The 13,590-nt window shown below is 67.7% G+C and carries 10 protein-coding genes; 3 read left to right on the top strand and 7 right to left on the bottom strand.

Translation table 11 applies throughout. The annotated features are described in order from the left end of the window. Positions 1-61: 61 nt before the first annotated feature. From cydB to hisC, 3 genes are all read right to left on the bottom strand, one after another. On the bottom strand, positions 62-1,081 hold the full coding sequence (cydB, locus tag ACKTSN_RS23860; protein ID WP_409470978.1) for a cytochrome d ubiquinol oxidase subunit II: 1,020 nt from the start codon (positions 1,079-1,081) through the stop codon (positions 62-64). A gap of 20 nt (positions 1,082-1,101) precedes the next feature. Beyond that, positions 1,102-2,607, bottom strand: a complete 1,506-nt coding sequence (locus ACKTSN_RS23855) for a cytochrome ubiquinol oxidase subunit I (RefSeq protein ID WP_409470977.1) — start codon at positions 2,605-2,607, stop codon at positions 1,102-1,104. 172 nt (positions 2,608-2,779) lie between these two features. Next, positions 2,780-3,859: a histidinol-phosphate transaminase gene (hisC, locus tag ACKTSN_RS23850; protein ID WP_409470976.1), complete on the bottom strand. Its 1,080-nt coding sequence runs from the start codon at positions 3,857-3,859 to the stop codon at positions 2,780-2,782. A gap of 458 nt (positions 3,860-4,317) precedes the next feature. Between hisC and ACKTSN_RS23845 the strand changes: the two genes are divergently transcribed. The 3 genes from ACKTSN_RS23845 to ACKTSN_RS23835 all read left to right on the top strand — a co-directional run bounded on the left by ACKTSN_RS23845 (position 4,318) and on the right by ACKTSN_RS23835 (position 7,801). Beyond that, entirely contained in the window at positions 4,318-5,430 is a 1,113-nt protein-coding gene (locus ACKTSN_RS23845) for a LacI family DNA-binding transcriptional regulator (protein WP_409470975.1), read from the top strand. A gap of 213 nt (positions 5,431-5,643) precedes the next feature. Beyond that, on the top strand, positions 5,644-6,741 hold the full coding sequence (locus ACKTSN_RS23840; protein ID WP_409470974.1) for a metallophosphoesterase: 1,098 nt from the start codon (positions 5,644-5,646) through the stop codon (positions 6,739-6,741). 193 nt (positions 6,742-6,934) lie between these two features. Then, positions 6,935-7,801 carry a hypothetical protein gene (locus tag ACKTSN_RS23835; protein ID WP_409470973.1) on the top strand — a complete coding sequence of 289 codons (867 nt, stop codon included), beginning with the start codon at positions 6,935-6,937 and terminating at the stop codon, positions 7,799-7,801. Between the two features lie 132 nt (positions 7,802-7,933). Here the strand turns inward: ACKTSN_RS23835 and ACKTSN_RS23830 are convergent, their stop codons facing one another. From ACKTSN_RS23830 to thiC, 4 genes are all read right to left on the bottom strand, one after another. Further along, positions 7,934-9,385, bottom strand: coding sequence for a VWA domain-containing protein (locus ACKTSN_RS23830; RefSeq protein ID WP_409470972.1), 1,452 nt, complete (start codon positions 9,383-9,385; stop codon positions 7,934-7,936). Positions 9,386-9,541: 156 nt separating this feature from the next. Next, positions 9,542-9,703, bottom strand: a complete 162-nt coding sequence (locus tag ACKTSN_RS23825; RefSeq protein WP_409475128.1) for a hypothetical protein — start codon at positions 9,701-9,703, stop codon at positions 9,542-9,544. A 16-nt stretch (positions 9,704-9,719) separates the two neighbouring features. Continuing rightward, entirely contained in the window at positions 9,720-10,988 is a 1,269-nt protein-coding gene (locus ACKTSN_RS23820) for a DUF4241 domain-containing protein (protein WP_409474904.1), read from the bottom strand. A gap of 168 nt (positions 10,989-11,156) precedes the next feature. After that, positions 11,157-12,971: a phosphomethylpyrimidine synthase ThiC gene (gene thiC / locus ACKTSN_RS23815; protein ID WP_409470971.1), complete on the bottom strand. Its 1,815-nt coding sequence runs from the start codon at positions 12,969-12,971 to the stop codon at positions 11,157-11,159. Positions 12,972-13,590: the final 619 nt, after the last annotated feature.

The raw sequence follows: 13,590 nt of genomic DNA, 5'->3' as shown, positions 1-13,590 counted from the left end.
CTCAAGAGGCCTGAAGGGGTCTCAAGGGGCATGTTTCACGTGAAACATGCCCCTGTCGGACTCAGTGTGCGGAGCCGGCGGCAGCATCCGCGGCGATGTGCTGTGTTCCGATCCGCTTACGGAACACCCAGTAGGTCCACGACTGGTACAGCACGACGATCGGCGCGGCGATGCCCGCGCACCAGGTCATGATCTTCAGGGTGTACGGGCTCGACGAGGCGTTGGTGACCGTGAGACTCCACTCCTCATTGAGCGAAGACGGCATGACGTCGGGGAAGAGCGACAGGAAGAGCATCGCGACGGCGGCCACGATGGTGACGCCGGACAGCGCGAACGCCCAGCCCTCACGCCCGGCCTGGTTCGCCACCAGCGCCGCGACCAGGGCGGCGACCGCCACGATCATCGCGACGAGGCTCTTGCCGTCCCCGCTGTCGACCTGGGTCCAGAGCAGGAAGACCGAGGCCAACCCGGCCGTGAGCAGACCGACCTGGAGCGCCAGCTTCCGTGCCCGCTCCCGAATCCCCCCGACGGTCTTGAGCGCCGTGAACACCGCGCCGTGGAAGGTGAACAGCGTCAGTGTGACGAGGCCGCCGAGAAGTGCGTACGGGTTGAGCAGGTCCCAGAGATTTCCGACGTACTCGAAGTCCTGGTCGATCTTCACGCCGCGAACGATGTTGCCGAAGGCCACGCCCCACAGGAACGCGGGAATCAGCGAGCACCAGAAGATCGCGTTCTCCCAGTTGCGCTGCCAGTTCTCCTCGGGCCGCTTGGCCCGGTACTCGAAGGCGACACCCCGGACGATCAGGCAGACCAGGATGAGCAGCAGAGGCAGGTAGAAGCCCGAGAAGAGCGTGGCGTACCACTCGGGGAAGGCGGCGAAGGTCGCGCCGCCGGCCGAGAGCAGCCACACCTCGTTGCCGTCCCAGACCGGGCCGATCGTGTTGATCAGCACCCGCTTCTCGGGCCGGTTGCGGGCGAGCAGCTTGGTGAGGACGCCGACCCCGAAGTCGAAGCCTTCGAGGAAGAAGTAGCCGATCCACAGGACGGCGATCAGGACGAACCAGACGTCGTGCAGTTCCATGACTGTGCAGCTCCCTCGGCCTAGTACGAGAAGGCCATCGGCTTGTCGGCGTCACGGGAGTCGCCGCCGATCTTCGTGGGCGGGTTGAGGTCGGCCTCGGTCAGCTCGGGCGGGCCGGCTTTGACGTACTTCGCGAGCAGCTTGACCTCGATCACGGCGAGGATCGCGTAGAGCGTCGTGAAGACGATCATCGAGGTGAGCACTTCGCCCGTGGAGACACCGGGGGAGACCGCGTCGCGGGTCTGGAACAGGCCGTAGACGACCCACGGCTGCCGGCCCATCTCGGTGAAGATCCAGCCCCAGGCGTTGGCGATCAGCGGAAACGCCATCGTCCAGAGGGCGAGCAGCCAGTACAGCCGGGTGAGCCTCGACCCGAGCGGCTTCTTCAGCAGCACCAGATGCGGCACCTCGTCCTCCCCGGTCCGCAGGGCGGCCGGCAGCAGGAACTTCTTCCGCGTGAGCCACAGCCCCAGCAGGCCCAGGGAGAGGGACGCCATGCCGAAGCCGATCATCCACCGGAAGCCCCAGTAGGCGACGGGGACGATGGGCTTGTAGTCACCCGGCCCGAACTTCTCCTGCAGGGCCTTGTTGGTGTCGTGGATGCCGGGCACATACGACTCGAAGTCGCTGTGGGCCAGGAAGGACAGCAGCCCGGGTATCTCCAGGGCGACCTTGTTGTGCCCCTTGTCGACGTCCCCGTACGCGAAGACGGAGAACGGTGCCGGGCTCTCGCCCTCCCACAGGGCCTCGGCGGCGGCCATCTTCATCGGCTGCTGCTCGTACATGACCTTGCCGAGGGTGTCCCCGCTGACCGCGGTGAGCACACCGCCGACCGCCAGAGTGACCAGGCCGAGCCGGAGCGACGTCCGCATCACCGGGATGTGCTTCTTGCGCATCAGGTGGAAGGCGGCGATGCCCACCATGAAGGCGCCACCCGTCAGGAAGGCGGCCGAGAAGCTGTGGAAGACCTGGTTGAGTGTCGTGTTCTGGGTGAGGACCAGCCAGAAGTCGGTCAGCTCGGCGCGGCCCTTCTCCTCGTTGATCCGGTAGCCGACCGGGTGCTGCATCCAGGAGTTGGCCGCGAGGATGAAGTACGCCGACAGAAGCGTGCCGATCGAGACCATCCAGATGCAGGCCAGGTGGATCTTCTTCGGCAGCTTGTCCCAGCCGAAGATCCACAGCCCGATGAAGGTGGACTCGAAGAAGAAGGCGATCAGGGCCTCGAAGGCGAGGGGAGCACCGAAGACATCGCCGACGAAGCGCGAGTAGTCGGACCAGTTCATGCCGAACTGGAACTCCTGCACGATGCCGGTGACGACACCCATCGCGATGTTGATCAGGAAGAGCTTGCCCCAGAACTTGGTCGCCTTGAGATACTTCTCCTTCTCCGTACGCACCCACGCGGTCTGCAGGCCGGCCGTGAGGGCAGCGAGGGAGATCGTCAGGGGGACGAACAGGAAGTGGTAGACGGTGGTGATGCCAAACTGCCAGCGCGCCAGCGTCTCCGGCGCCAAAGCCAATTCCACGTCGTCTCTCCTTACGTCGCCGTGGGGGCGCTTGTGAACGCGTTCACATTCACAAGCAATTATGGCGCACTGGCTTTCGATGCCTCGAAGGGGGGTCCCCTACGGACCTACGCCGGGCTCGCGAAGCGGCGAGAGTCACCTCGCGAGCCCGTTCAACACCGTCGGCGACCGCCTAGAACTCCTTACGGAATCCTTCCGCCACCTTCAGGAGGATGTCGTTCGCCTCGGTCTCCCCGACCGTCACCCGCACACCCTCGCCGGGGAACGGCCGTACGACCACACCTGCCGCCTCACACGCCTCCGTGAAGGCGACCGCGCGCTCCCCCAGCGGCAGCCACACGAAGTTGGCCTGGGACTCGGGCAGCGTCCAGCCCTGGCCGCGCAGCCCGTCGACCACGCGGTTGCGCTCACAGACCAGCGAACCGACCCGGCCCAGCAGCTCGTCCTCGGCACGCAGCGAGGCGATCGCCGCCTCCTGGGCAATCCGGCTCACTCCGAACGGCACAGCCGTCTTGCGCAGCGCCGCCGCGACCGGCTCGTGGGCGATGGCGAAACCGACGCGCAGGCCGGCCAGCCCGTACGCCTTCGAGAACGTCCGCAGTACACAGACGTTGGGCCGGTTCCGGTACAGCTCGACACCGTCCGGCACCTCGGGGTCGCGGATGAACTCGCGGTACGCCTCGTCGAGCACGACGACCACGTCGCTCGGCACGCGGTCGAGGAAGCGCTCGAGCTCGTCCCGTCGGACGACGGTGCCCGTGGGGTTGTTGGGGTTGCAGACGATGACCAGGCGGGTCCGGTCCGTGATCGCGTCCGCCATCGCGTCCAGGTCGTGCACCGCGCCCGGGGTCAGCGGCACCTGCACGGACGTCGCACCGCTGATCTGCGTGATGATCGGGTACGCCTCGAAGGAGCGCCACGCATAGATCACCTCGTCACCGGGACCGCTGGTGGCCTGGACCAACTGCTGGGCGACACCGACCGAGCCGGTGCCGGTGGCCAGATGCGAGACAGGGACACCGAACCGGTCGGACAGCTCGTTCATCAGGTCCGTGCAGGCCAGATCCGGGTAGCGGTTGAAGGACGAGGCCGCCGCCGTCACCGCCTCCATCACGCCGGGCAGCGGCGGATAGGGGTTCTCGTTGGAGGACAGCTTGTAGGCCACGGGGCCGCCGGCCGCGGCCGGCTTGCCCGGCTTGTAGGTGGGGATCCCCTCCAACTCGGCGCGCAGCTTCGGGCTCGTCTCGCTCACCGCAGTCCTCCTCGCGACCACCGGCAGCCCTGACTGCCGCCGGCTTCCAATGCTTCTCACCTTATGAGGATTCGGCACGGCTGCGTATGGCCCGGCACCAACTGCGCGCCCTCCGCGTGCGGCCTCCGGGTGCGCGGGACGAACCCCATCTGCCCCACTGGCATCAGGGGCATCATCGTATGAAGGGTGTGAATCGGGGGGCGTGCTGCACATATATCTACGCGCCGGTGGCTCACGCCGTAGCGCGCATCACCCGTGCAGGTGAGTTGAGACCTCTTCGAAACATCGACCACTTGGCAGGCCTGTGCGCTCCGACAAGTCAAGTACTACAACAGGATGGGTCAACTCCCTTTCATACCAAGGTATTTGACCCTTAATGACCTTGCAGAAACGTGCCTGTCAACGGGTGCATATGCGTCCGCACTACCCCACCACGTGAGCCCTACTATCGGCTCGCCATGACAGCAGCAGGGAAGCACCAGGTGAGCCGCGCGGAAACCTCACGTCGAGGCAGCCGACCGGGCCGGGCGGGCATCAGAGATGTGGCCGCCGCCGCCGGGGTCTCCATCACGACCGTCTCCGACGCCCTCAACGGCAAGGGCCGGCTCCCCGACGCCACCCGACGCCATGTCCGCGAGGTCGCCGACCGACTGGGGTACCGCCCCTCGGCCGCCGCCCGCACCCTCCGTACCGGCAAGTCCGGACTGATCGGTCTGACCGTGACGACATACGGGGATGAACCTTTCACCTTCACGGAGTTCGCGTACTTCGCCGAGATGGCCCGCGCCGCCACCTCCGCCGCGCTCGCCCGTGGTTACGCCCTCGTCATCCTGCCCGCGACCTCGCGTCACGACGTGTGGTCGAACGTCGCCCTCGACGGGACCGTCGTCATCGACCCGTCCGACCAGGACCCGGTCGTCAGCGAACTCGTCCGGCAGGGTCTCCCGGTCGTCTCCGACGGCCGGCCGGCCGGCACGCTCCCGGTCACGGCCTGGGTCGACAACGACCACGAGGCCGCCGTCCTCGGCATCCTCGACCACCTGGCCGAAGCGGGCGCCCGGCGCATCGGCCTGCTGACCGGCACCACGACCGACACGTACACACACCTGTCCACCACCGCGTATCTGCACTGGTGCGAACGCGTCGGCCAGGACCCGGTCTACGAGGCCTACCCGGCACACGACCCGTGCGCGGGTGCCGTCGCCGCCGACCGGCTGCTGGCCCGCCCCGACCGACCGGACGCCGTCTACGGCCTGTTCGACCCGAACGGCACCGACCTGCTCGCCGCCGCCCGCCGCTACGGACTGCGCGTACCGGACGATCTGCTGCTGGTCTGCTGCAGCGAGTCCACCGTGTACGCCAACACCGAGCCGGCCATCACCACACTCTCCCTGAAGCCGCGCCGCATCGGCACGGCCGTGATCCAGCTGCTGATCGACGCCATCGAGGGCGTGGAATCGGACCGTCCGGTCGAGCAGGTGATACCGACCGAGCTGATCGTGCGAACCTCGTCGCAGCGGCGTTCCCCGCGCACGACGGTCAGCCCGCCGCGGTCGCCCGACAACGGGTAGAGCGAGGCGGTCACCCGGGAGGGGATCTGCGCAGGGCGGTCACCAGGCGGGCAAAGCCCTGCCCAATCGGGGCGAAAGCCGCGATGAACTGGAGTCTTGCTCCGATTCACTACCCCTGGGTCATCACACAGCGCGATCCGCATTCCTATGATGGGCCCACGACACCGCGGGCCGCTGCGACCAGGCAGTCCGAAGCGGTGCAGATGCGGCGCGATGGTGGAGGGGTCGATGACTCAGGGGGCCGGTCAGGGACCCGAGGTGAAGCGGACGGCGACGCTGCGCGACTTCCGGGTGCCCGCGTATGTGCACGAGACCGGTCCGTACGTCCACAGCACGCATCCCGGCGAGGCCATCAGCCCCGTCGCGGAACCGGTCGACCACCCGGAGGGGTACACCCCCACGGAGCGCGACCTGCCCGTCATCCGTCGGGGTGACACGCTTCAGGTGACCGTCGACCCCGCACCCACGCTGGCCCCGCAGCCCGGCACCGGCCCCGGCCCCCTCTACGTCGTGGGTGACGTTCACGGCTACCTCGAGGAGCTGGTGGCCGCCCTGCAGGAGAAGGGCCTCATCGACGCCGCCGGCCAGTGGTGCGCCGGCACCGCCCGGCTGTGGTTCCTCGGCGACTTCACCGACCGCGGTCCGGACGGCATCGGCGTCATCGACCTCGTGATGCGGCTGTCCGCCGAGGCCGCCGCGGCCGGCGGCTACTGCAAGGCCCTGATGGGCAACCATGAACTGCTGCTGCTCGGCGCCAAGCGATTCGGCGACACTCCCGTCAACTCCGGCGCGGGCACCGCCACCTTCCAAGCGGCCTGGCTGCTCAACGGCGGTCAGAAGACCGACATGGACCGCCTCCAGGACCACCATCTGCAGTGGATGGCCCGCCTCGACGCCGTCGAGGAGGTCGACGGCCATCTGCTCGTCCACTCGGACACCACCGCCTACCTCGAGTACGGCAACTCCATCGAGGAAGTCAACGACAACGTCCGCGAGACCCTCACCCGTAACGACGCGAACGAAGTCTGGGACTTGTTCCGCAAGTTCACCAAGCGCTTCTCCTTCCGCGACGAGGGCGGCGCCGACGCCGTACGCTCCCTCCTCGATACGTACGGCGGCACCCGCATCGTTCACGGCCACAGCCCCATTCCGTATCTGCTGGGCGAGGTCGGCTCCGAGGACGGCGAGGACAGCTCCGGTCCCGTGGTCGAGGGACCGCACGTCTACGCCGACGGCCTCGCCATCGCCATGGACGGCGGAGTGACCATGGCCGGAAAGCTACTGGTCCAGCAACTTCCCCTGGATATCTGAGGGTTTACCGGGCAGGCGTACCGCGACGGCGGACCGGCGCACGACGGCGCAGGCCAGGGCCCAATTTCTGGAAACCCCCTGTCACGGCGCACCGTCACCGCTCTACCATCGGCTTATCCGTAGCAGGCTCCCCTCCGTTTCTGCCCAACGGCTCGTCAGCGTGCGAGCCACCAGCCCTACGGAGCATCGGGGGATGCACATGAACAGCGTTCCGCAGCACCTGTTGAGCGAGGACCGCCAGGAATACGAGCGGATCCTCGATGAGGCGCTGCGCTCCGCACCACAACGCCCGGAACTGGCCGCTGTCGGACAGCGGCTCAACCCTGAACAGCTGCGCACCATGGCGCTCAACGCCACCGCATTCATCACGGCGGCCGCGGCGACCGAGTACCAGCACTACGTGAAGGTCCGCGAGGAACTGCGCCGCCCGGCGCCGTCCACCCCGTCGTCCACTCGCGAGTCCGGCTCCGCGGAGCCCGGCACGGGCGCGGTGGGGCTCGCCACCACCATGGGAGAAGTCGCCGAAACCTCCGGCGCGGGTGCCGTCGCCATCGTCGCGGTCCTCGCCCCCGTCCTGGCCGGAACGGCCGCGGCGATCTTCCTGCTCGTCGGCTACATCCTGAAGATGCTGGACCCCGAGCCGGCTTTCGCCGAGACCATGCTCACCACCGGGTGGGTGTTCGGCGCCGTCACCGCGGTCGCGATCCTGGTCGCCGCCGTCGGGTTGCTGCTCACCGCACTGCGCAACCGGCCCTCGCTGGAGGCCGGTCCGTACGGCGAGCTCAGCGGCGAGGTGGCCAAGGCCAGGGAAGCCTGGCACGAGGCCCTGCTGGAGAACGGCATCCTGCCGTTTCTGCGCGAGGCGCTCGCCGACCCCGGCCCGTCCGCACTGCACCATACGGCCCCGTCGGCGTCGACCAGTCGTATCCCGCACCTCGGCTACGACCGCCCGGGCTTCACCAGCCCCGGCGACGGCCCGGAATCGCGCTCGCGCCCGAGCTTCACGAGCCCGGACTACACGAGCCCGGAGTTCGGGGGGCCCGAGCACCAGCCGGAGTAATCCTCGGCTTGCGCCCCCACCCAGGGGAGCGCAAGCCGAACACACCCCGCTGTACGTGCGGCTGTGCGTGGCCATGCCGACCGCACGGGCCACCCACCCGTGGTGCTCTGCGCGCCGGGCTGCGACATCCGGTCAGAGGATGCCCGCCTGGCGGGCCGCGGCCATCCAGCTGGGAAACTCCGACAGAAGCCGGTCGTACAGCTCCTGATCGGGGACCGTGCTGATGTCGTCGACCGCGAAGAAGCCCACGTTGTCGACACGGCGGCCGGGCAGGGTGTCGAACCGCTCCAGCACGCCGTAGTTGGACCGCCCCAGACCCACGAACTGCCAGAAGACCGGTTCCTCCACTGCCTCCCGCAGCTCTCGCTCGATCTGGGCGTTGCGGTAGACGCCTCCGTCGGAGAAGAAGAGCACGAGTGTGGGAACCGCGGCCGGGTTCTCCCGGACGTATGTACGAACCTGGGCGATCACCTTCTGTTCCTCGTTCTGGATACCGATCATCCGCATGTCGACCTGACCTGCCTCGAGGCCCTTCCTCGCCTTCTTGCGGCCAAAGAGGCTCAGCTCACCGACCCGGACATGCAGCCGCAGCCACTCGGGCAGCTCCCCGAGCCGGAGATCGGGCAGCCGGGCCGCGTTCGAGGCGAACGTCCAGGCCTGCATCTCGCCGTCGTCGTCGAGTTGTGCGGCGACAGCGGCCATGCGCTCCACCACGTCCCTCACGATGCCGCGGGAGTACAGGGACGACATGGAGCCCGAGGCGTCGAGAACCAGGATGACGCGCGCGGTGGTTCCGGCGACCCCGTGCTTGGTCAGGCTCACCGCCACCTGCTGCTTGCGCAGCGACAGCCGCTTGCGCATGTCCACGGGCAGGTGTTCCTCGCCCTTGGTCAGGCGGGGGGCGGGGGGTGGGGTGGGTGAGGGTGGTGTCGTCGGAGGTGCGGTGGGTGGCACCATCGGTGGAGCTGGCGATGCGGATGGTGTCGGCGGGGCTTGAACAGGTGCCGTCGGCTGGGTCGGTTGGTCAGGCTGGACCGGCACGGCCGGCGGAGCGTCGTCGACCGTGATGCCGAAATCGGTGGCCAGGCCCGCCAGCCCGGAGGCGTACCCCTGCCCGACCGCACGGAACTTCCACCGCCCCTGCCGTAGGTACAGCTCACCTCCGATGAACGCGGTCTCCGCCCCGGCCGCCATCTCGAACCGGGCGAGCTCGGTCCGCGTCCCGTCGTCGAGCAGCCTCAGCATCAGTCCGGGCACCTGCCCGAACGTCCCGCCGTCGGCCGACGCACACAGCACGATCCGTTCGACGGCCGGCTCCAGTGAACCGAGGTCCACCGCGATCGTGTCGGAGGTGGCCCCGGCGGCACGCTGTTTCCCCAGGTGGGTCACAGCATCGGACGCGTGGTTCGGCTGGTTGTAGAAGACGAAGTCACCGTCGTCCCGAACGCGTCCGGCCGCGGTGAGCAGCAATGCGGAGGCGTCGACGTCGGGCACGCCCGGCTCTTCGGACCAGGAGAGCTCGACGCGTACCGCCCGAGCATCGACGGGAAGGTTGGCACCCTTGCTCAGTGAAGTCGCTGCCATGAAGTCAGTCTGCCGAGCCGAGAGAGCCGAGGCGCGGCTTTCCCGAGGACCGGGCTGACCGGGGTGACCGGGGTGACCGGGGTGACCGGGGTGACCGGGGTGACACGGTGCCCCGGCGGACCGGGGCACCGCAACGTGGTCTCGGCCTGAAGGTCTTCAGTCCGCGATCGGCAGATACACGCGGTTACCCGCGGCCGCGAACTCCTTCGACTTCTGTGCCATCCTCTCCTCGACCTCCGCCCGCGTTCCACCGTGTTCGCAGCGGATGTCCTGGGAGATCTTCATCGAGAACAGCCACGGGCCGGACATTCCTGTCACGAGGGAACCGCGCTACTCACAGGACTCGCAGATCGGGAAGGTACCCGCACTCGACTACGACGGACACCAATTTTCCGGACTCCGAGCGCCCCAGCCAAACCGGGTACGTGCCGTCTCCACCGGTGTAGAAGGACACGAGATCGCTGCCGGTCATGTCGTCAGAGGTGCGTATGAAGCCCTCACCGACGTTCTCTCCGGCGTCGCGCTGCCGGTCCACGACATAGCTCCGGTACTTGTGCGCGAGCACTTCCCAACCGGAGGAGTCGGCGAAGCAACCTGCTGCGCTGTCGGTGTCGAAACCGAATATCTCGCGGTCCCGCAGAAGCCTGGCATCGTCTCCCTCCGCGAGCGCCAATTCCCAGGAGACCGGCGGCTCCGCGTCCACAAGAAGACGGATGGCCACGTCTTCCTCCACCGGGAACCGCTCGTCCTCGTACCGCCCCTCGTAGGCGACCACAGCGGCCTGCACCGGATATGCGCCCGGTGGAATGCGCTCGGTCAGCTCGCGGCCGGCGGTATTCCCCGTCATCAGCGGATCGGCGACGGTAAGTCTGCCACTGGGCACACGCAGCACTGCGATGTCACGCACACCGTCGACTGTCATCTCCGGCTCGAAACGCGTCGCCATGCGAGTCCCGGGCTCGAACAGCTCGCGCAAGTGCTCCGGCTCGGCCGGGCGAGGTGGCAGCCAAGGGGTCTGAGCGGCAGGTGCGCCATCGCCTACAGCCCCGGATGAATCCCGATAAGTGACGTGCCGGCCCACCAGCGCCTCGTGAGGAAAGAGCAGATTCCTGACGCCTCGTACACCCAACGTCGACCTGTCGCGCCATCGATCTGTTTCAGGAATGTCCGCAAGGGTGTGCAGCGACGAGCCTCGGCGGCCTTTCGGCTCGGACACCTTGCGTCCCTTGCCATCGGGAAACAGGTCCGTGCTCGTGCGCCAGGCGTCCTCCGCGAACTCGGCCTGCGTTGGAGAGCCATAGCGCCATTCTTCGAAGTGGCGCAGGAACAGACGCCCCGGTTCGATCAGCCGCCAGTCCATCTCCCGAGTCCGGCGCGTTTGATCGTCGTACGCCCACGCACCCACATAGTGATCACCCCAGGCCACCAGGTGCACCTCGACCGGTGCGGACCGGCCTTCCACTCGATGCACCATCACATACGGCTCCCCCGCGCGGTCCCGCGCCTCGGCCTCAGAACCTGAAAGAGGACCCAAGGCGGTACCGGAAGACAGATCCCATCCCGTCGCGTACGACACCACCACTGTCCGTCCATCGCCGCCCATCACGATGCCCCTCCCACCCTGCAATGGCTCCTTCCTTGATCTACAAGCGAACCGTAGCGGCCGCCTACGACAAACAGCCGGGGCCCGACACCGAGGGCGCCAGAGCACGCCAAAACGACGGGAGGCAGTGCTCTGGTCACCGACCGCGAGCACCGCCCCCAGAGAACGTCAGTCCGCGATTGGCAGGTACACCCGGTTCCCACTCTCCGCGAACTCCCTCGACTTCTGGAGCATCCCCTCCGCGACCTCATCGGGCGACGCCCCCTCAGCCACCGCACCACCGAACCGCTCTGTGATGCTTTGGCTAATCTTCATCGAACAGAACTTCGGCCCGCACATCGAGCAGAAGTGAGCCGTCTTGGCGGGTTCGGCCGGCAGGGTCTCGTCGTGGAACTCCCGTGCCGTGTCCGGGTCGAGGGCGAGGTTGAACTGGTCCTCCCACCGGAACTCGAAGCGGGCGTCGGACAGCGCGTCGTCCCATTCCTGTGCACCGGGGTGCCCCTTGGCGAGGTCGGCTGCGTGGGCGGCGATCTTGTAGGTGATGACGCCGGTCTTGACGTCGTCACGGTTGGGTAGGCCCAAGTGCTCCTTGGGCGTGACATAGCAGAGCATGGCCGTGCCCCACCAGGCGATCATCGCGGCACCGATGCCGGAGGTGATGTGGTCGTACGCCGGCGCGACGTCCGTCGTCAGCGGGCCGAGCGTATAGAACGGAGCTTCATCACAGATCTCCTGCTGAAGGTCGATGTTCTCCTTGATCTTGTGCATCGGGACATGACCCGGGCCCTCGATCATGGTCTGAACATTGAAACGCTTCGCGATTCGGTTGAGTTCCCCGAGAGTTCGGAGTTCCGCGAACTGCGCCTCGTCGTTGGCGTCCGCGATCGAGCCCGGCCGCAGGCCGTCGCCCAGCGAGTAGGTGACGTCGTAGGCGGCGAGGATCTCGCAGAGTTCCTCGAAGTTCTCGTACAGGAACGACTCCTTGTGGTGCGCCAGGCACCACGCGGCCATGATCGAGCCGCCGCGCGAGACGATGCCGGTCTTGCGGTTCGCCGTCAGCGGCACGTACGGAAGGCGCACTCCGGCGTGCACCGTCATGTAGTCCACGCCCTGCTCGGCCTGTTCGATGACCGTGTCCTTGTAGATCTCCCAGGTCAGCTCCTCGGCCCTGCCGTCGACCTTTTCGAGGGCCTGGTAGAGCGGCACCGTGCCGATGGGGACAGGGGAGTTGCGCAGCACCCACTCGCGGGTGGTGTGGATGTTGCGGCCGGTGGACAGGTCCATGACCGTGTCGGCCCCCCAGCGGGTAGCCCAGGTCATCTTCTCGACCTCCTCCTCGATGGAGGACGTCACCGCGGAATTGCCGATGTTGGCGTTGACCTTGACCAGGAACCGCTTGCCGATGATCATCGGCTCGATCTCCGGGTGGTTCACATTCGCGGGGAGGACCGCCCGGCCCGCCGCGATCTCCTCGCGGACCACCTCGGGCGAAACGTTCTCCCGCAGGGCCACGAACTCCATCTCGGGCGTGATCTCGCCCCGGCGGGCATACGCCAGCTGCGTGACCGCCTTCTCGCCACGGCTGCGGCGCGGCTGGCGCGGCCGGCCGGGGAAGACCGCGTCGAGGTTGCGCAGGCCGCCGCGCGGCGAGGTGTGCTTGATTCCGTCGTCCTCGGGGCGGACGGGACGGCCCGCGTACTCCTCGGTGTCTCCGCGGGCGATGATCCAGTTCTCCCGCAGTGGCGGCAGCCCCCGGCGGACATCGGTGTCGACGAGTGGATCGGTGTACGGGCCTGAGGTGTCGTACAAGGTCACCGACTGCCCGTTGGTGAGGTGCACCTGACGGACCGGCACGCGCAGATCGGGGCGTGAGCCTTCGACGTACGCCTTGTGCCAGCCGATGGACTTCCCGGCCTCCCCGTTGCTCGCGTCGTTGGTCGCGTTCTGCGTGGAGGCAGGCGTGCGTGCGTCCTTGTTGGTCATGAGACCGTCTCCCTACGCCGGCATTACCCGGTAACAGGTTCGGCGGTCGACGCAGCGATTTCCGTTTGCCGACGTTTCATGGGAAACATCACTCGTGCACAGTGATGTTCCACGTGAAACATCGCGAAGACGGAGGTCAGCGCCCTCTCAGCCCGGTGCTCCGAGCTCCCGCGTGTACAAAGGTCCCCCCACGCTAGCGTCAATTCGGGCGCGGTGAACAGAGGGGCCCTGTCGTTCTTGCGATGATCGGTCGGTGACCACGAATCAGCAGCCCCCGTTCCCGCCGCCCGAACCCCCGCGCGGAACCGGCCCCGGCATGGGCCCCGGAACCGGCTCTGGAGCGGACAACGGCCGTGGCGACGGCCGTGGCGCCGGTGGCGGGCACGGTTTTGGTGGCGGGCAGGACTTCGGTGACTTCGGTGCCGGATATGGGGCCGGGGCCGGTGGTGAACACCGGTCCGGAGCCCGTGGTGAGTACAGGTCCGGAGCCGGTGATGGATACGGATCCGGAGCCCATGGCGGATACGGGTCCGGGGCCGCGGGTGGACAAGAGCGCGGGCCGGGTTCCGGGGTCGGCGACCGGCAATCCGGGGCCGGCGGCGGCCACAACTCGAGGGGC

It is taken from the genome of Streptomyces flavusporus (assembly GCF_046267975.1).
Lineage (GTDB): Bacteria > Actinomycetota > Actinomycetes > Streptomycetales > Streptomycetaceae > Streptomyces > Streptomyces flavusporus.
This window is presented reverse-complemented; position numbering and strand designations above follow the sequence as displayed.